Genomic DNA, 18,254 nt, shown 5'->3' with positions numbered 1-18,254 from the left:
ATCCGTCGGCGTAGCGTCGGCGGCACGCGTCCCCCTCACCACGCGGCCAACGCCCTGAACGCGCCGCGGATCGCAAACCAGCACACCCACCAGGACCGGCGAACCACGTGAGCTCCTCTTCCTCCACCAGGCGCCTGTCGCACTCCCAGGTGCGACAGGGGAGCCATGGCGCTTACCGGCTGGTCCGTACCCCGCCGGTGCGAGTGGTTCCCCCTCATCTGGACGCGGCCCAGCGCTCGGTGGTTGACCACGGCAGGGGTCCACTGCTCGTCCTCGCCGGTCCGGGCACCGGCAAGACGACCACGCTCGTGGAATCCGTGGCGACCAGGATCGCCCGGGGCGTGGACCCTGAGCGGGTCCTCGTCCTGACGTTCAGCCGCAAGGCGGCCGTCGAGCTGCGCGACCGCATGGCACTGCGCATAGGGGCGGCGCACGCGCCGCAGGCGACCACCTTCCACTCGTTCTGCTACGCCCTGGTCCGCGCCCACCAGGACAGCGACCTGTTCGTGGAGCCCCTACGGCTGCTGTCGGGCCCCGAGCAGGACGTAGCCGTCCGGGAACTGCTCGCCGGCCAACCCGATCTGGAGCGGCTCGGCCTCGCACACGTGCGCTGGCCGGACGAGCTGCGCGCCTGTCTGACCACGCGCGGCTTCGCCGATGAGGTCCGCGCGGTCCTCGCCCGCAGCCGCGAACTGGGCCTTGACCCCGATGCCCTCGATGCCTTCGCCCGCCGTATCGGACGCCCCGACTGGCGGGCGGCGGCCACCTTCCTCGCCGAGTACCTCGACGTGCTCGACCTGCAGGGCGTACTCGACTACGCCGAACTCGTCCACCGCGCGGTGCTCCTGGCCCGTCGCCCCGAGGTCGCCGCCCGGCTGGCCGACCGGTACGACGCCGTGTTCGTCGACGAGTACCAGGACACCGATCCGGCTCAGGTACGACTCCTGCACGCGCTGGCGGGCGGCGGGCGCACCCTCGTCGCCTTCGGTGACCCCGACCAGTCGATCTACGCGTTCCGGGGCGCCGACGTGAACGGCATCCTGGAGTTCCCGGATGCCTTCCCGCGCGCGGACGGCCGCCCGGCGCCCGTCGAGGTCCTGCGCACCTCCCGTCGCTCCGGCGCCGACCTGCTGGGCGCCACCCGGCTGCTGACCCAGCGGATGCCGCTGACCCGGCTCCCCGCCGACAAGGTCCGCGCCCACCGGGAGCTCACCCCGGTCCATGACGGCGGTCGCGTCGAGGTCTACACGTACCCGACGCCCGGCACCGAGCTGGACAACATCGCCGACATCCTGCGCCGGGCGCATCTGGAGGACGGCGTCCCCTGGAGCGACATGGCCGTCCTGGTGCGCGCCGGGTCCCGCACCATCCCGACCGTCCGCCGCGCGCTGACCGCGGCCGGCGTCCCCCTGGACATAGACGGCGACGACCTGCCCCTCCGCCACGAACCTGCGGTGGCACCCCTGCTGACGGCACTGCGGGCGGTGGCGACGGCGGAGGCGGCCGAGGGGGGCGTACGGGACGAGGGGGCAGGCGAGGCCGATGCCTCTGCAGAGGCCGGCGCCTCCGGAGAGGCCGATGCCTCGGGAGAAGCCGAGTCGGACACCTCCTGGCTCGACACCGAAACCGCCCTCACCCTGCTGGCCTCCCCGCTCGCCGGCATGGACGCGGCCGACCTGCGCCGTCTGGGCCGGGCGTTGCGCGAGGAGGAGCGGGCCGGGGGCAACCCGCTGCCGCCGCCGTCGGACGACCTCCTCGCGCGGGCGCTGGCCGAGCCGGAGCGGCTGGTCGCGCACGATCCGGCGTACGCGCGGGGCGCTCAGCGACTCGGCGCGCTGCTGCGCAAGGCACGTGAGCGCCTGGCCGGCGGTGGTACGGCGGAGGAGGCGCTCTGGGAGCTGTGGGACGGCACTCCATGGCCCGCACGGCTGGAGCGGGCCGCCCGGCGCGGAGGCGCGGCCGGGCGCAACGCGGACCGCGATCTGGACGCCGTATGCGCTCTGTTCGCCACCGCGGCCCGCGCCGAGGAACGCACCGGCGGGCGCGGCGCCCTCAACTTCCTGGAGGAGATCGAGGCCGAGGACATCGCCGCCGACACACTCACGCGGCGTGCCGTACGACCGGACGCGGTGCGCCTGATGACCGCGCACCGCTCGAAGGGCCTGGAGTGGCGCCTGGTCGTCGTCGCGGGCGTCCAGGAGGGACTCTGGCCGGACCTGCGCCGCCGCGGCTCCCTCCTGGAGGCCGACCGCATCGGCCGCGACGGACTGGCCGAACCGCTCACGCCGGGCGCCCTGCTCGCCGAGGAGCGCCGCCTGTTCTATGTGGCCGCCACGCGCGCGCGTGAACGCCTCGTCGTGACGGCCGTGAAGGCGCCCGCGGACGACGGCGACCAGCCGTCCCGCTTCCTGACCGAACTGGGCGTCGAACCCAGGGACGTGACGGGCCGCCCGCGCCGCCCGCTGTCCGTCGCGGCGCTCGTGGCCGAACTGCGCGCGACGACGGTCGACCCGCGTGTCTCCGACACCCTCCGGGAGGCCGCCGCCCGCAGGCTGGCCCGGCTCGCCGCGCTCGCCGACGAGGACGGCCGCCCCCTGGTGCCGTCCGCGCATCCCTACCGCTGGTGGGGCATGTACGAGCCGACCGAGTCCAAGGTGCCGCTGCGCGACCGCGATCAGCCCGTCGTCCTCTCCGGCAGCGCCCTCGACCAGCTTGCCAACACCTGCGCCCTGCAGTGGTTCCTGGGCCGTGAGGTGAAGGCGGACGCGCCCGCGACCGTCGCCCAGGGCTTCGGCAACGTGGTGCACGTCCTCGCCGACGAGGTCGCCTCCGGGCACACCCCGGCCGACCTCGCCGTCCTCATGGAGCGACTGGACTCGGTGTGGAACGCGCTCGCCTTCGACGCGCCCTGGAAGTCGGCGCAGGAGAAGGAGCACGCGCGCGTGGCGCTCGAGCGGTTCCTGAAGTGGCACGTCATGGACCGGACGGGACGTACTCCGGTCGCCAGTGAGCACGACTTCGACGTCACCCTCGAAGCGGGCGACTACGAGGTGCGCATCCGCGGCCAGATGGACCGCGTCGAGGCGGACGGCGAGGGCCGCGCCTATGTCGTCGACTTCAAGACCGGCAAGCAGGCGCCCACGGCTGCCGAGGTCGCCCACCATCCGCAACTCGCCGTCTACCAACTCGCGGTCCGCGAGGGCGCCGTCGACGACGCCTTCGACGGGCGCCGCCCCGAGCCGGGCGGCGCCGAACTCGTCCAGCTGCGCCAGGGCGCCGCCCGGCGGGACGGCGGCGAGACCCTGCCCAAGGTGCAGGCGCAACAGCCCCTGGAGGGGGAGTGGGTCGGCGACCTGCTGGCCACCGCCGCGGGCAAGGTCCTGGACGAGCGGTTCACGCCGACATCCGGCCAGCACTGCGCGCACTGCGCGTTCCGGGCGTCGTGCAGCGCGCGCCCCGAGGGACGCCACGTGGTGGAGTGAGATACCGCACCACCTGTGCTGACCTGCGCTTCCTCTATCCCGGCGGCCGATTCGGCATCTGCTGTCAGTGGCCGCCGCTAGCCTCTCTGAGGTGCCCGCTCGTATCACCGATCCCGATCAGCTCAAGGAGCTCCTCGGCATCCCGTTCACCCCGGAGCAGACGGCCTGCATCACCGCGCCGCCCGCCCCGCAGGTGATCGTGGCCGGAGCCGGTTCGGGCAAGACGACGGTGATGGCGGCCCGCGTGGTGTGGCTGGTCGGCACCGGGCAGGTCGCCCCCGAACAGGTCCTCGGCCTCACCTTCACCAACAAGGCGGCCGGCGAACTCGCCGAGCGCGTCCGCAAGGCGCTGATCAAGGCGGGCGTCACCGACCCCGATGTCATCGACCCGGACAACCCTCCGGGCGAGCCGGTGATCTCGACGTACCACGCCTTCGCGGGCCGCCTGCTGACCGACCACGGCCTGCGCATCGGCCTCGAACCGTCCTCCCGCCTGCTCGCCGACGCCACCCGCTACCAACTCGCCGCGCGTGTCCTGCGCGAGGCGCCGGGGCCCTACCCGGCGCTGACCCGCTCCTTCCCTGACCTCGTCGGGGACCTCCTCACCCTCGACGCCGAACTCGCCGAACACCTCGTACGGCCCGAGGACCTGCGCGCGTACGACGCCGAGCTGCTGGGAGCCCTGCAAAGCGTCAAGCTCACCAACGCCGACCTGCGCAAGGTCCCCGAGGCCGCCGCCGCGCGCCGCGAACTCGCCGAGCTGGTGCTCCGCTACCGGGCCGCCAAGCGCGAGCGCGACCTGCTCGACTTCGGCGACCAGATCGCCCTGTCGGCCGGCCTCGCCGGGCTCCCCGAAGTGGGCCGCATCCTGCGCGACGAGTTCCGCGTGGTGCTGCTCGACGAGTACCAGGACACGTCGGTGGCCCAACGCGTCCTCCTGGCCGGTCTGTTCGGCGGCGGCACGGGCCACCCGGTGACCGCCGTCGGCGACCCCTGCCAGGCGATCTACGGCTGGCGCGGCGCCTCCGTCGCCAACCTCGACGACTTCCCCGAGCACTTCGCCCACGCCGACGGCAGCCCCGCCACCCGCCAGTCACTCAGCGAGAACCGCCGCAGCGGCGGCCGCCTGCTCGACCTCGCCAACGGCCTCGCCGAGCCCCTGCGCGCCATGCACGCGGGCGTGGAGGCCCTCCGCCCGGCCCCCGGCGCCGAACGCGACGGCTTGGTCCGCTGCGCCCTGCTGCGCACCCACGCCGAGGAGATCGACTGGATCGCCGACTCCGTCGCCCATCTCGTACGGACCGGAAAGGCGCCCGGCGAGATCGCCGTCCTGTGCCGCACGGCGACCGACTTCGCCGAGATCCAGGGCGCGCTCGTCGCCCGCGACATCCCGGTCGAGGTCGTCGGCCTGTCCGGGCTGCTGCACCTGCCCGAGATCGCCGACCTGGTTGCCGTATGCGAAGTCCTTCAGGACCCCGGCGCCAACGCCTCACTGGTCCGGCTGCTGACCGGCCCGCGCTGGCGGATCGGCCCGCGCGACCTCGCTCTCCTGGGCCGGCGCGCCCGGCATCTCGTGTCGCACGCGCGCGTGGAGGCCGACGACGATCCGGACCGCCGGCTCGCCGAGGCGGTCGAGGGCGTCGACCCGTCCGAGGTGATCTCGCTCGCGGACGCCCTCGACACGTTCCTGGAGATGCCGATCGAGGCGCAAGGGGAGGACGACGGGCTGCCGTTCTCGCCGGACGCGCGCGTGCGGTTCGCCCGGCTCGCCGCCGAACTGCGCGACCTGCGCCGCTCCCTGTCCGACCCGCTCATGGACGTCCTCCACCGCGTCCTCGCCGTCACCGGCCTGGAAGTGGAACTCTCCGCGTCCCCGCACGCCCTGGCCGCCCGCCGCCGCGAGACCCTGTCCAACTTCCTGGACATCGCCGCCTCGTTCGCCGCGGGCGACGGCGAGGCCACCCTGCTGGCCTTCCTCGGCTTCCTGCGCACCGCCGCGCAGTACGAGAAGGGCCTCGACAACGCCCTCCCCGGCGGCGAGAACACCGTCAAGGTGCTCACCGCGCACAAGTCCAAGGGCCTGGAGTGGGACGTCGTGGCCGTTCCCGGCCTGGTCACCGGCACCTTCCCCAGCACCCAGGGCCGCGAGAAGTGGACCGCGCAGAGCAAGGTGCTGCCGCACGACCTGCGCGGCGACGCCGACACCCTGCCGGACGTCGAGGCCTGGGACTCCCGAAGCCTGAAGGCCTTCCAGGAGGCCATGAAGGAGCACCAGCACACCGAGGAACTCCGCCTCGGCTACGTCACGTTCACCCGCCCCCGCTCCCTCCTCCTCGGCTCCGGCCACTGGTGGGGGCCCTCGCAGAAGAAGCCCCGTGGCCCGTCCGACTTCCTCGAGGCGTTGTACGAGCATTGCGCGGCAGGACACGGCGAGATCGAGTCCTGGGCGGACGAACCCGCCGAGGACGAGGAGAACCCGGCCCTGCACCGGGCGACCGTCGACCAGGTCTGGCCCCTGCCCCTCGACGACATGGCCCTCGCCCGCCGCCGCGCCGCAGCCGAGACGGTCCTGGCGCACCTGGAGGACCTCGCCTCCCACACCGAGGGCCACCCGGCGGCCACGCACGACCCGGACACGTACGACGACCCGGACTGGCCGCCACCGGAGGACGACGAGGCCCTGTACGACGAATACGACGAACACGGCGAAGATGTCATCCCCTCCGAGGAGGACCCGGGTGACTGGGAATCGTGGACCCCGGACCGTCCGACCGTCCCGCACCAGGCGGCGCCTCCGGACCTCACCGAGCACTCCGGCGACCCGGACCTCCCGCGCCCTCACCCCCGCCTCACCCCGGAGGAAGCCCGCACCATCGCCTCCTGGGACCGCGACCTCGACGCCCTCACCGGCGAACTCCTGCGCGCCCGGCGGGGGAGCACGGACGTACCCCTGCCGACGACCCTGACCGCATCGCAGCTGATGCGCCTGGCCGCCGACCCGGACGGCTTCGCGCAGGAGCTGGCCCGCCCCATGCCCCGCCCGCCGCAGCCCGCCGCCCGCCGCGGCACCCGCTTCCACGCGTGGGTCGAAGCCCGCTTCGAAGAGCTGACGCTGCCCATGCTGGACCCGGAGGAACTGCCCGGCAGCGAGGCCGAGATCGCCGACGAACGCGATCTGGAAGCCCTCAAGGACGCCTTCGAGCGCACCCCGTACGCACACCGCACGCCCTACCGCGTGGAGGCCCCCTTCCAGCTCGCGATCGCCGGCCGGGTGATCCGCGGCCGTATCGACGCCGTCTACCGGGAGAGCGACGGCGCTAGGACGTCGTACGAGATCGTCGACTGGAAGACCAGCCGTGCCCGCACCGCCGACCCCCTTCAGCTCGCCCTGTACCGGCTGGCCTGGGCCGAGCAGCAGGGCGTGCCCCTGGAGTCGGTCGACGCCGCGTTCGTGTATGTGCGTGGTGGGGAGGTCGTACGGCCGCAGGACCTCCCGGACCGGGCCGCGCTGGAGCGGCTGCTGACGGAGGAGCCGTCGTGTGACGAACCGCCCAATCAGGATGTCGGTGCGGGCCGATAGGCTCGTGACCATGAGCCAGTCCGTTGACAGTGCCGTCAGCGCCGTCCGCACGTACATCGAGCAGCACCGCGCCGCCTTCCTCGACGACCTCGCCGAATGGTTGCGCATCCCGTCCGTGTCGGCGCAGCCCGACCACGCGGCGGATGTGCGCCGCAGCGCCGACTGGCTCGCCGCAAGGCTCAAGGAGACCGGCTTCCCCACGACCGAGGTGTGGCAGACGCCGGGGGCACCCGCCGTCTTCGCCGAGTGGCCCGCCGACGACCCCGAGGCGCCCACGGTCCTCGTCTACGGCCATCACGACGTCCAGCCCGCCGCCCGCGAGGACGGCTGGGACAGCGACCCCTTCGAGCCGGTCGTCCGCGAAAACCGCCTGTACGCGCGCGGGGCTGCCGACGACAAGGGCCAGGTGTTCTTCCACACACTCGGCGTCCGCGCCCACCTTGCCGCGACGGGCCGCACCACCCCGGCCGTCAACCTCAAGCTGCTGATCGAGGGCGAGGAGGAGTCCGGCTCCCCGCACTTCCGCGCCCTCGTCGAGGAGCACGCGGACCGGCTCGCCGCCGACGCCGTGATCGTCTCCGACACCGGCATGTGGGCCGAGGACACCCCCACCGTGTGCACCGGCATGCGCGGCCTCGCCGAGTGCGAGATCCAGTTCCACGGCCCCGACCAGGACATCCACTCCGGTTCCTTCGGCGGCGCCGTACCCAACCCGGCGACCGTCGCCGCCCGCCTCGTCGCCGCGCTGCACGACGACCACGCGCGCGTGACGATCCCCGGCTTCTACGACGGCATCGTCGAACTCACCGACCAGGAGCGCGAACTCTTCGCCGAGCTGCCTTTCGACGAGGAGCAGTGGCTGCGCACGGCCAAGTCGTACGCCACCCACGGCGAGGCCGGGCACACCACCCTGGAGCGGATCTGGGCCCGTCCCACCGCCGAGGTCAATGGTATCGGCGGCGGATACCGGGGGCCCGGCAGCAAGACGATCATCCCCTCGTCCGCCATGGTGAAGCTCTCGTTCCGGCTCGTCGCGGGCCAGGAACCCGACCGCATCGAGGAGGCGGTCCGCGCCTGGGCCGCCGACCAGGTGCCCGTCGGAATCCGGCACGAGATCACGTTCTGCGCCGCCACGCGCCCCTGTCTGACACCGCTGGACCACCCGGCCCTGCAGTCCGTCGTACGGGCCATGGGCCGCGCGTTCGAAAGACCCGTGCGCTTCACGCGCGAGGGCGGCTCGGGACCGGCCGCCGACCTCCAGGAAGTACTCGGCGCGCCCGTGCTCTTCCTCGGCATCTCCGTCCCCTCCGACGGCTGGCACGCCCCGAACGAGAAGGTCGAGCTGGATCTGCTCCTCAAAGGCGTCGAGACCAGCGCATATCTGTGGGGCGACCTCGCGGACAACTGGCGCCATGCTCCCTGAGCCCTCCGCACCACCCGGAGGTGTGCCCCGCGCGGGGCACACTGGAGAGGCCGCCCCCGCACCATCAAGCCGTCACCACCCGCCGCAGGTCCCGTCGAACCGCTCGCCGAAACAATCCGCTGCACCGGGGGAGTTGGAAGCACCCGTGACCACCTGGACCGACCACACCGCCGACCGACCCATCTCGCTCACCACCCCCAGCGGCATCGACCGCGCCGCCCACCACCGGCTCGACGAGGCCTGGCTCGCGGCGGCATGGAGCCACCCCACGACCCGCTGCTTCGTGGTCTCCGGCGGCCAGGTCCTCATCGACGAGACGCCCGACGGGCGCACCGAACTCGTCATGACCCCCTCCTTCGAAGCTCCCCTCACCGAGGCACACCGCTACTTCCTCGGCATCGACGAGGACGGCGTCAGCTACTTCGCGCTCCAGAAGGACGCCCTCCCCGGCCGTATCGACCAGTCCGCGCGCGCGGCGGGGCTGCGCGAGGCGGGGCTGCTGCTGTCACCGCGCGACACGGGCCTGATGGTGCACGCGGTCGGTCTGGAGAACTGGCAGCGCACCCACCGCTTCTGCTCCCGCTGCGGCGAGCGCACGGTCATCGCCGCGGCCGGCCACATCCGCCGCTGCCCGGCCTGCGGCGCCGAGCACTACCCGCGCACCGACCCGGCCGTGATCATGGCCGTCACCGATGAAGAGGACCGCATCCTGCTCGGCCGCCAGGTCCACTGGCCCGAGGGCCGCTTCTCCACGCTCGCCGGCTTCGTCGAGCCCGGCGAGTCCATCGAGCAGTCCGTGCGCCGCGAGGTCTTCGAGGAGGCCGGCATCACCGTCGGCCAGGTCGAGTACGTCGCCAGCCAGCCCTGGCCCTTCCCGTCCAGCCTGATGCTCGGCTTCATGGCCCGCGCCACCACGACCGACATCGAGGTCGACGGCGACGAGATCCACGAGGCCCGCTGGTTCTCCCGCGACGAACTGCGCGCCGCCTTCGACTCCGGCGAGGTCCTGCCGCCGTACGGCATCTCGATCGCGGCCCGCCTCATCGAGCTCTGGTACGGCAAGCCCCTGCCGACGCGCAGCGCGTTCTGATACGCGGAAAGGCGGTCCCGAGCTGTCTCGGGACCGCCTTTCTGTATCGCCCTGCTTACGCGCCGATCTTCTGCTTGACCTGGGCCAGCGAAGGGTTCGTGAGCGTCGAGCCGTCCGGGAACAGCACGGTGGGCACCGTCTGGTTCCCGCCGTTCGCCTTCTCCACGAAGGCGGCCGACTCCGGGTCCTGCTCGATGTTGATCTCGTTGTACGTGATGCCCTCACGGTCCATCTGGCTCTTCAGCCGACGGCAGTAGCCGCACCACGTGGTGCTGTACATCGTCACAGTGCCCGGCATGTCTATCGCGCTCCTCGGCGGTCGGGGACGGGTGCTCGCAGGAAGGGAACGTACGCGACCGCGCCGCCATTCCCGCGGGGGGTATCCGTCCGCACGTGACGCCTGCCGCATTAGTACGACTGCGGGTGCTTGCCTGTGGACAACCGGCTCACCCGTCTCCGGCGACCTGGCAGCATGGCCGTGTGACAGCAGCAACGCACTCCACGCTCTTCCCGCAGGCATCGGGCTCGGCCGACGCGGTGCTCGAAGGGCTCGACCCCGAGCAGCGCGAGGTGGCCACCGCCCTGCAGGGCCCGGTCTGTGTGCTGGCGGGCGCCGGCACGGGCAAGACACGGGCGATCACCCACCGCATCGCCTATGGGGTGCGCGCCGGAATCCTCCAGCCCTCCAGCGTGCTGGCCGTCACCTTCACCAACCGTGCCGCCGGGGAGATGCGCGGCCGGCTGCGCCAGCTCGGCGCCGCCGGGGTCCAGGCCCGCACCTTCCACTCGGCCGCCCTGCGCCAGCTGCAGTACTTCTGGCCGAAGGCGATCGGCGGCTCCATGCCCCGGCTCGTCGACCGCAAGATCCAGCTGGTCGCCGACGCGGCCGCCGCCTGCAGCATCCGCCTCGACCGGGGCGAGCTGCGGGACGTCACCGCCGAGATCGAGTGGTCCAAGGTCACCCAGACCGTCCCCGCCGACTACGCTGCCGCCGCCGCCAAGTCCGGCCGCGAGATCCCCCGTCACCCGGCCGAGATCGCCCAGCTCTACTCCGCCTACGAGGACGTCAAGCGCAGCCGCGCCGTCATCGACTTCGAGGACGTCCTGCTGCTGACTGTCGCCGTCCTCCAGGACCGGCACGACATCGCCGAGCAGGTCCGCGCCCAGTACCAGCACTTCGTGGTCGACGAGTACCAGGACGTCAGCCCGCTCCAGCAGCGCCTGCTGGAGCTGTGGCTCGGCGACCGGGAGAACCTGTGCGTGGTCGGCGACGCCAGCCAGACGATCTACTCGTTCACAGGAGCAACCCCGGACCATCTGCTCGACTTCCGCACCCGCCACCCCGGCGCCACCGTGGTCAAGCTGGTCCGTGACTACCGTTCCACCCCACAGGTCGTCCACCTGGCCAACGGCCTGCTCGCCCAGGCCCGTGGACGCGCGGCCGATCACCGCCTGGAGCTGATCTCCCAGCGTGCCCCGGGCCCCGAGCCCGGCTACACCCAGTACGACGACGAGCCCGCCGAGGCAGAGGGCGCCGCCCGCCGTATCCGAGAGCTCATCGACGCCGGTGTCCCGGCGAGCGAGATCGCGATCCTGTTCCGTACGAACTCCCAGTCCGAGACCTACGAACAGGCCCTCGCCGACGCCGGGGTGTCCTACCAGCTGCGGGGCGCCGAGCGGTTCTTCGACCGGCCCGAGGTCCGCAAGGCGGGCATCGCCCTGCGGGGCGCGGCCCGTTTCGGCGGCAACGACTCCCTGCTCGACGACGCGGTCGACCTCCCCTCCCAGGTGCGTGCCGTGCTCTCCGGCGAGGGCTGGACGCCGCATCCCCCGGCCGGGTCCGGTGCCGGCAGAGAGCGGTGGGAGTCCCTGGCCGCCCTGGTGAACCTGGCGGTGGACTTCGCCGCCGCCAGCCCCGGCGCCACCCTCGGCGACCTGGTCGCGGAGCTCGACGAGCGGGCGAACGCCCAGCACGCCCCGACCGTGCAGGGCGTCACGCTCGCCTCCCTGCACTCGGCCAAGGGCCTGGAGTGGGACGTCGTCTTTCTGGTGGGTGTGGCCGACGGCATGATGCCGATCACCTATGCGAAGACGGAGGAGCAGATCGAGGAGGAACGCCGGCTCCTCTATGTCGGCGTGACCCGCGCTCGAGAACAGCTCCATGTTTCCTGGGCGTTGTCCCGCTCGCCCGGCGGCCGCCCCAACCGCAAGCCCAGCCCCTTCCTCGACGGGCTGCGCCCCGGTTCGACCACCACCACCGCCGGCCGCGCCGCGACGGTCGGCGCCGGTGGCGTCGAGCGTGGCTTCACCACCAGTACCCCGGCCGTCCCGCCGAGACGCAGACAGCGCAGCCCGGCCCGCTGCCGAGTCTGCGGACGCACCCTCACCGACGCCGGCGAGATGAAGCTGATGCGCTGCGAGGACTGCCCCTCCGACATGGACGAGGGCCTCTACGAGCGGTTGCGTCAGTGGCGTGCGGAACAGGCCCAGCGCAGCGGTCAGCCCGCCTTCTGCGTCTTCACCGACAAGACGCTGATGGCCATCGCCGAGGCCGTGCCCGACGACGACGGCGAGCTGGCGCGGATCCCGGGCGTGGGCGTGCGCAAGGTCAACCGCTACGGCGCCGATGTGCTGGCCATCTGCGCAGGCCGGGAGGGGCCGGAAGAGGAAGACGAGGGCTGAAACCAACTCGTCGAAAAAATAGTTTGCGCATGCCCCAGCAATCCCCATAGGTTCTTAGCCACGGGGACGGAGGCCTTCTCGGAGGCCCCGATTCCGTGTTGTACTTGCATTTCCGTCGGGCTGGCTCACCGTCAGTCCCCTGAGACGCCGAGAGGAGGCGAGTCCAGTGATCAGCATCAACACCAGCTTCGACAGCACCGTGAAAATGACCGATCGCTCGGTCGTCGCCTCCCTGTGCATGCTCGGCGCCTCCAACCCGGGCACCGGTCTGTCCGGCATTCGTGCCGCGCGTCCGGCGTCCTCGGTGTCTCCTGCGGGCCTTCCCGTGAGCGAGCGCAATGAGCGACCGGTCATGGCACTGGAAGCGGCTGTAGTGGCACAGGCCAAGGCCTATGCCTTTGCGGCGACCGGTGCCGGATTCCGGAAGCAGACGACGCAGCACCACCAGATGTGGGCCTTCCGTGGGCCAGAACCCTGGAGTGATCCAGCCTGATTGATCAGGCCGGCGCCTTCAGGGCCGCGGAACCCCATCCGGGATCCGCGGCCCTTCTGTTTGTCCCCGACCAGGGACGGCGGAGCGAAGGGGCCTCGGGACAAGAAAAGAACCCGGTACCAGCCGACCACCGGCCCAACAGGGCCGGACCGACCAGACGAGGAAGACGAACCGTGCAACTCGAAGCGCACGCCCCGTCCGTACCGCCTTCCGACACGATCCCCAAGCCCGGCCTCACGGAGGACTCCACCTTGACCCCGCTCACCGCGCTCACCGCGCTGGACGACGCCATCGAGAACCTCGGCGTGCCCGTCCCCTGCCGTTCCTACGACCCGGAGGTCTTCTTCGCCGAGTCGCCGGCGGACGTCGAGTACGCCAAGTCCCTCTGCCGCACCTGCCCGCTGATCGAGGCCTGCCTCGCCGGCGCCAAGGAGCGGCGTGAGCCCTGGGGCGTCTGGGGTGGCGAGCTGTTCGTCCAGGGTGTCGTCGTCGCCCGGAAGCGGCCGCGTGGCCGCCCGCGCAAGAACCCGGTCACGGCATGAACACCGCAGGAACGATCGACCGCCCCCTCACGCACGACCCCAAGAAGCAGGCCCCGATGAAGCCGTCCACCAACGAGCCCGCCGGCTCCGCGATCGAAGACGTCACCACCACCGGCGCGATCGACTCGCGTCAGAACAGGACCCGAGAGATGCAACTCATCCCAGAAGCCATGGCTCGTGCGCATATGCACGAGCGCCTGTACGAGGCCGAGCAGGAACGCCAGGCCGTGCGCCTGGTGGCCGCTCGCCGGATGCAGCGCCGGGCGGAGCGCGCGTCGTTGCGCGCCCGCCGTGCGCTCGCCATGGCCGTCATGCAGTGATCGAGAACACCTGAAGCGGTGGCCTCCCGAACACGGGGGCGAGAGCTTTCCCGCGGGGGCCGGTCCGTCCGAACGGACCGGCCCCCGCGGTGCGTTGTGCCCGCCGATCCACCGGCCACGGCGATATCGTCACCCGGGTGACGAGTCTTCCCGGAGGCAGTGACAACAGCGATGCCGGCACGGAGCCGACCTCCCTCGTGTGCGCCCGCTGCGGCACCCGTGCCCCGGGTCCCCAGCCCACCTGGACCTGCTCCGTGGAGAACGGCACCCGCCACTACTTCTGCGACACCTGCTCCCGGGAGAACCTCAGAGCCATCGAGGGGCGGCTGGACTCGGCCTGGTGGTGAGCCCGGCTCACGCCCCGCCGCCGCTCACGCCTCCGCCGCCGAATCCTCCTCGTCCAGGATCTCCTCAGGCACGAACCCCGGCAGCCACTCCTCCAGTTCCTCGCGCAGTCGCACCGTCGCCCCCAACTGGCACAGCACGCCGATCGTGCTGAGGGTCACCCGGTGTATCAGCAGATACGCCGGAGGCAGATTGAGCTGCTTGCCCAACTGGTAGGCGGGGGAGCGCGGGTCGGCGACGCGGGCCGCCTGGCTGCGCATCCAGCCGCGGGTGAAGGTGAACTCGTCCACAAGGGCCGGTTCGATGATCGGCAGGAGATAGTCGAGGACGGCGTCTGGGTCCAGCTCTATCGATTCCTTGACGAAGCCTTCCCTGCACAGCAGTTCATAGACGGCGTCCGCCTCGCCGTCGAGCGTCATACGCAGGGAGTCGCCGATCGGAGTCGGCAGTCCGCCCGGGAGACGGTCCACCGTGCCGAAGTCCAGCACGCCCAGGCGCCAGTCGTCCTCGCCGTCGGGACCGCCGGGCAGGAGCCGGAAGTTGCCCGGGTGCGGGTCGGCGTGCAGGAGGCCGGTGCGGGCCGGGCCGGAGAAGAGGAAGCGGGCCAGGAGCTGGCCTGCCCGGTCGCGTTGGTCCTGGGTGCCGTCCGAGATGATCTCCGACATGGGGATGCCGTCCATCCACTCGGTGATCAGGACCTGCTCACACTGATGGACCACCTCGGGCACCACGACGTCCGGATCGTCCGTGAACTCCTCGGCGTGCGCCTGCTGAGCCTGCGCCTCCAGGTCGTAGTCCAGCTCCTCCGAGACCCGGTCACGCAACTCCGCGATGAGGGGCTTGATGTCCATCCCCGGGATGAGCGGACCCAACAGGCGGGCGAAACGGCTCAGTTGGTTCAGATCGGACAGCAGGGCTTCACCGGCGCCCGGGTACTGCACCTTGACCGCCACCTCGCGGCCGTCCTGCCACACTCCCCGGTGCACCTGGCCGATCGAGGCCGCCGCAGAGGGCTTGTCCTCGAACTCGAGGAACAGGTCGTGCCAGTCCTCGCCGAGCCGCTCCGAGAGCACGGCGTGCACGGTGCGCGTCGGCATCGGCGGGGCCGCGTCCTGCAACTTGGTCAGGGCCGCCCGGTAGGGCCCGGCGACCTCCTCGGGCAGCGCGGACTCGAAGACGGACAGGGCCTGCCCGAACTTCATCGCCCCGCCTTTCAGCTCGCCGAGGACCTTGAACAACTGCTCCGCGGTGCGCTGCTGCAGTTCGCGGCCGACGATCTCCGCGGACTCGCCGACGATCCGCTTGCCGAGTCCCCAGGTGGCCCGCCCGGCGAAGCCGAGCGGGAGCGCGGCGAGCTTGGCGGTCCGGGTGACCGCCTTCCGGGGAAGATCAGACATGCGCCCTCCAGGTCCCAGCCAGCCGCGCCGCGTGTGTCGTACGGCGAAACTCCTTCGACGGTTGTTGCTCTGCCATTGTCTCGTGTGACTCCTCGTCCTCCGAGGAGTGTGCCCCCTTAGCTTTCTCCGCGGCGCCGCAGGGGCATGCGGGATGGGCCCAGATCGGCCGCGCATGCCAGTGGAGGCCGGGCAGGGACACCTCCCAGCGGGCGCCGGCGGTCGACGGCAGATGGCCGTCCAGGAAGGCGAGCGCATGTGTGGCCGCGAGTCCGGCGACCGTGGTGGCCAGCGCCAGATCACAGGGTCCCACTTGCCGTTGTTTCCCTGAGCGCCACTGGGCCACCAGGCGTGGCCAGGCCGGATCCCGGTCCGTGCGCCCCTCGTGCAGACAGCCCGCACAGCTGGTCTCCCCGGGCAGGACGAGGGGGCCGACCACGCCGGTTCCCTCCACGACACCGGCATACAGATGAGGCGTGCCGGAGGTGATCAGCGGCTCGGCGGTGGCGGGGACGGGCGCGTGCACGCCGACTTCGTCCCGTGGTGCGAGGACGACCAGGGAGAATCCCGGGTCGCGGTCCTCCAGCGGGGACCGCGGGCCGCGGCGTGCCGGGCAGTCCGGTGCGGCCCGGCGTACGGCCCGGCGGGCCGCTTCGGCTCTGCGCTCGCCGATCGACTCCGCGGGCAGCCCACCCGGTGCGACGTCCCAGGGCTCGACGGTGCCGCCGTCGAGGGCGTCCACCTCGCCGACGCCGGCGCCCGACAGCAGGGCGGCGAGAACCGCGCCCACCCGGCCCGCGCCTCGCACCTGGACCCGCAAGGAGCGGCGGGCCGCCAGCTGCCGCATCGCGTCGCCCGGTGCGGAGGTGGTCAGGGTCAGGCAGGCCAGGTCGGGGCGCAGCCGGTCCAGGACCTCCTTCTTCTTGCGCAGCGCCTCGGCAGCCGGGCCGCCGCCTGTCGCGTCGTCGACGAGGCCGGACCGCGCCAGCCGCTCCACCAACTCGTCGACATGACCGTCCGGTAGATCCATTCGCCGGCCCTCTTCGCGCAGCAGTGGGAGTCCGCGCGTGCCGTTGAGTAGATCGAGAAAGCTTCCCGTCGCCGTGTCCATCGGACCCAGCGTCATCGCGTGCGCCGGTGTCATCCCGAACTGCACGGTGTTGAGGTCGCGCCAGCCGCGCCTGAGCGCGGGCTTCACCATCGGATGCATGTCAGGCCCCCGTAGCCCCGTGAAAGATCCCCGTACGTCCCCGTTCGTCGGAGAGGCGTGGTCAGTGCTCCGCCGACGAGTGCCAGCATGCCCGCCACCGCGGCCGGACGCCGAAAGTTGTCCACAGGCGGTGGATATTCTTCGTACAAATCAGACGCCCGGTGGGGGATCGGAATCGAACCGTCCCGGAGTCGGGACTTCCCCCATGTGCAGCGGGTAACGTCGGGGCGTGTCCGCCGACCCACTGCACCGCGCCGGAACTCCACAGCGCAGTACGACGAGCCCGCCGCCGAGCGGCCCGGGGGCGAGCGCGATCGAGGTGCGCCGGAGCGCCCGCAGACGCAGGACGGTCTCCGCGTACCGCGAGGGCGATCGCACCGTCGTGCTCATTCCCGCCCGGATGTCCGAGGCGGAGGAGCAGCGCTGGGTCAACGTCATGCTCGACAAGCTCGCCGCCCAGGAGAGCAAGCGGCAGCTGGGCGACGCCGACCTCGCCGAGCGGGCGGAACGGCTCTCGGACCAGTACTTCGGCGGTCGCGCCCGCCCCGCATCCGTGCGCTGGGTCACCAACCAGAACACCCGCTGGGGCTCGTGCACCCCGGCCGAGGGCAGTATCCGGCTCTCGCACCGACTGCAGGGCATGCCCGAGTACGTCGTCGACTACGTCCTGCTCCATGAGCTCGCGCATCTGCTGGTCCCCGGACACGGGCCCCGGTTCTGGCGCCTGCTGGAGGTGTACCCGCGGACCGAGCGGGCCCGCGGCTATCTCGAAGGGGTGGTCGCCGCCGACCGGCTGCCGCATCTGCCCGGCGCGCGCACCGAGTGACCACTCCTGCCGACGGGGCCCGAGGCGCCGCCGAAGGGTGATTGTGTACCGGGTCTGTACCGACTTCGTCCGGTGTCCGAGTTTGCAGTTAGCCTGACGCGACGCACTCGTATTCGGGATGGGGGACGGTCGTTACGCATGGCCAGGGAATTCCAACGCGGCCACAAGGCCAAGATCAGTGACCTCACCGCAGGCACGGATCTGTACGTAGGTGTGCAGATCTCGGGCCCCGGACTGAGCTTCGACATCAGCTGCTTCGGCCTCGACGCCGACGAACGGCTCTCGGACGACCGGTACTTCATCTTCTTCAACCAGCCGAAGTCCCCCGAGGAATCCATCCAACTGCTGGGGGCGCAGGCCGGCGACACGGAGTCCTTCCGGGTCACGCTCGACAGGATCCCGCCGCAGATCCAGAAGCTGTCCTTCACGGCGACGCTGGACGGCGACGGTCAGCTGTCGCAGATCGCTCCCGGATACATCCGCATCGTCGCCGGCGGCGAGGAAGTGGCCCGCTATCCCTTCAGCGGCTCGGAGTTCACCACCGAACGGGCCGTGATGCTGGGCGACTTCTACCTGAAGGACGTCTGGCGGTTCGCCGCGGTCGGTCAGGGCTTCGACGGCGGTCTCGACGCGCTGCTGAAGAACTTCGGCGGCGAAGTCCTCGAAGAGGAGACGCCCGAGCCGCAGCCGCAGGCCCAGACCGGTGCGGCTCCCGGTTTCGCGCCGCCCGCGCAGGCCACCGCGCCGCCCGCCTTCGGCGCCCCGTCCACCCCGGCACCCGCATCGGCGCCTCCGGCTCACCTCGCCGCGAAGAAGGCCCAGGCTGGGCGGAATAGCCCCCACGCACAGGCGTACGCCCGGAAGCAC

Annotated in this window: 14 protein-coding genes; 11 read left to right on the top strand and 3 right to left on the bottom strand. The window is 71.8% G+C overall.

The window, feature by feature from the left end; translation table 11 throughout:
* Positions 1-107: 107 nt before the first annotated feature.
* The 4 genes from AB0I98_RS43165 (at position 108) to nudC (ending at position 9,575) form a co-directional block, all read left to right on the top strand.
* Entirely contained in the window at positions 108-3,482 is a 3,375-nt protein-coding gene (locus AB0I98_RS43165; protein ID WP_362951521.1) for an ATP-dependent DNA helicase, read from the top strand.
* A 91-nt stretch (positions 3,483-3,573) separates the two neighbouring features.
* Positions 3,574-7,062, top strand: coding sequence for an ATP-dependent DNA helicase (locus tag AB0I98_RS43160; protein WP_362951520.1), 3,489 nt, complete (start codon positions 3,574-3,576; stop codon positions 7,060-7,062).
* Positions 7,063-7,072: 10 nt separating this feature from the next.
* Positions 7,073-8,485 carry a dipeptidase gene (locus AB0I98_RS43155; protein WP_362951518.1) on the top strand — a complete coding sequence of 471 codons (1,413 nt, stop codon included), beginning with the start codon at positions 7,073-7,075 and terminating at the stop codon, positions 8,483-8,485.
* A gap of 145 nt (positions 8,486-8,630) precedes the next feature.
* On the top strand, positions 8,631-9,575 hold the full coding sequence (gene nudC, locus AB0I98_RS43150) for an NAD(+) diphosphatase (RefSeq protein ID WP_210572287.1): 945 nt from the start codon (positions 8,631-8,633) through the stop codon (positions 9,573-9,575).
* Positions 9,576-9,630: 55 nt separating this feature from the next.
* Here nudC and AB0I98_RS43145 read toward each other — a convergent pair whose 3' ends face one another.
* Complete coding sequence (locus AB0I98_RS43145) at positions 9,631-9,873, bottom strand: mycoredoxin (RefSeq protein WP_045559070.1); 243 nt, start codon at positions 9,871-9,873, stop codon at positions 9,631-9,633.
* 182 nt (positions 9,874-10,055) lie between these two features.
* Here AB0I98_RS43145 and AB0I98_RS43140 point away from each other — a divergent pair, with 182 nt between their 5' ends.
* The 5 genes from AB0I98_RS43140 to AB0I98_RS43120 all read left to right on the top strand — a co-directional run bounded on the left by AB0I98_RS43140 (position 10,056) and on the right by AB0I98_RS43120 (position 13,959).
* A complete protein-coding gene (locus tag AB0I98_RS43140; RefSeq protein WP_362951517.1) occupies positions 10,056-12,257 on the top strand; it encodes an ATP-dependent DNA helicase UvrD2 in 2,202 nt (733 codons plus the stop codon).
* Between the two features lie 166 nt (positions 12,258-12,423).
* The gene (locus AB0I98_RS43135) at positions 12,424-12,750 is read left to right on the top strand and encodes a hypothetical protein (RefSeq protein WP_362951516.1); all 327 of its coding nucleotides are present in this window, start codon (positions 12,424-12,426) and stop codon (positions 12,748-12,750) included.
* 173 nt (positions 12,751-12,923) lie between these two features.
* On the top strand, positions 12,924-13,292 hold the full coding sequence (locus AB0I98_RS43130; protein WP_188183286.1) for a WhiB family transcriptional regulator: 369 nt from the start codon (positions 12,924-12,926) through the stop codon (positions 13,290-13,292).
* Positions 13,289-13,612 (top strand): hypothetical protein, encoded by a 324-nt coding sequence (locus tag AB0I98_RS43125; protein ID WP_362951515.1) that lies wholly within the window; start codon positions 13,289-13,291, stop codon positions 13,610-13,612. The genes AB0I98_RS43130 and AB0I98_RS43125 overlap by 4 nt, the downstream gene beginning before the upstream one ends.
* A gap of 137 nt (positions 13,613-13,749) precedes the next feature.
* Positions 13,750-13,959, top strand: coding sequence for a hypothetical protein (locus AB0I98_RS43120; RefSeq protein WP_362951514.1), 210 nt, complete (start codon positions 13,750-13,752; stop codon positions 13,957-13,959).
* A gap of 24 nt (positions 13,960-13,983) precedes the next feature.
* On the opposite strand, the gene AB0I98_RS43115 is transcribed toward AB0I98_RS43120, so the two are convergent.
* Entirely contained in the window at positions 13,984-15,354 is a 1,371-nt protein-coding gene (locus AB0I98_RS43115; RefSeq protein WP_362951513.1) for an AarF/ABC1/UbiB kinase family protein, read from the bottom strand.
* Positions 15,347-16,561, bottom strand: coding sequence for a ThiF family adenylyltransferase (locus AB0I98_RS43110; protein ID WP_362951512.1), 1,215 nt, complete (start codon positions 16,559-16,561; stop codon positions 15,347-15,349). The genes AB0I98_RS43115 and AB0I98_RS43110 overlap by 8 nt, the downstream gene beginning before the upstream one ends.
* A 229-nt stretch (positions 16,562-16,790) precedes the next feature.
* On the opposite strand from AB0I98_RS43110, the gene AB0I98_RS43105 reads away from it, so the two are divergent.
* Together AB0I98_RS43105 and AB0I98_RS43100 are read left to right on the top strand one after the other, a co-directional pair.
* Complete coding sequence (locus AB0I98_RS43105; protein ID WP_362951511.1) at positions 16,791-17,387, top strand: M48 family metallopeptidase; 597 nt, start codon at positions 16,791-16,793, stop codon at positions 17,385-17,387.
* A 138-nt stretch (positions 17,388-17,525) separates the two neighbouring features.
* A partial coding sequence (locus AB0I98_RS43100; protein ID WP_362951510.1) for a TerD family protein occupies positions 17,526-18,254 on the top strand: 729 nt, incomplete at its 3' end.

The organism is Streptomyces sp. NPDC050211, assembly GCF_040656035.1.
Classification (GTDB): Bacteria; Actinomycetota; Actinomycetes; order Streptomycetales; family Streptomycetaceae; genus Streptomyces.
The sequence above is the reverse complement of the archived record's forward strand: the minus strand, read 5'-3'. Positions and strand labels throughout refer to the sequence as shown.

What these genes read in the sequence shown, in the direction of transcription:
- AB0I98_RS43155 (WP_362951518.1), top strand. Translation starts at nt 7,073, where the DNA reads ATGAGCCAGTCCGTTGACAGTGCCGTCAGCGCCGTCCGCACGTACATC.
- AB0I98_RS43145 (WP_045559070.1), bottom strand. Translation starts at nt 9,873, where the DNA reads ATGCCGGGCACTGTGACGATGTACAGCACCACGTGGTGCGGCTACTGC.
- AB0I98_RS43125 (WP_362951515.1), top strand. Translation starts at nt 13,289, where the DNA reads ATGAACACCGCAGGAACGATCGACCGCCCCCTCACGCACGACCCCAAG.
- AB0I98_RS43115 (WP_362951513.1), bottom strand. Translation starts at nt 15,354, where the DNA reads ATGTCTGATCTTCCCCGGAAGGCGGTCACCCGGACCGCCAAGCTCGCC.
- AB0I98_RS43110 (WP_362951512.1), bottom strand. Translation starts at nt 16,561, where the DNA reads ATGCATCCGATGGTGAAGCCCGCGCTCAGGCGCGGCTGGCGCGACCTC.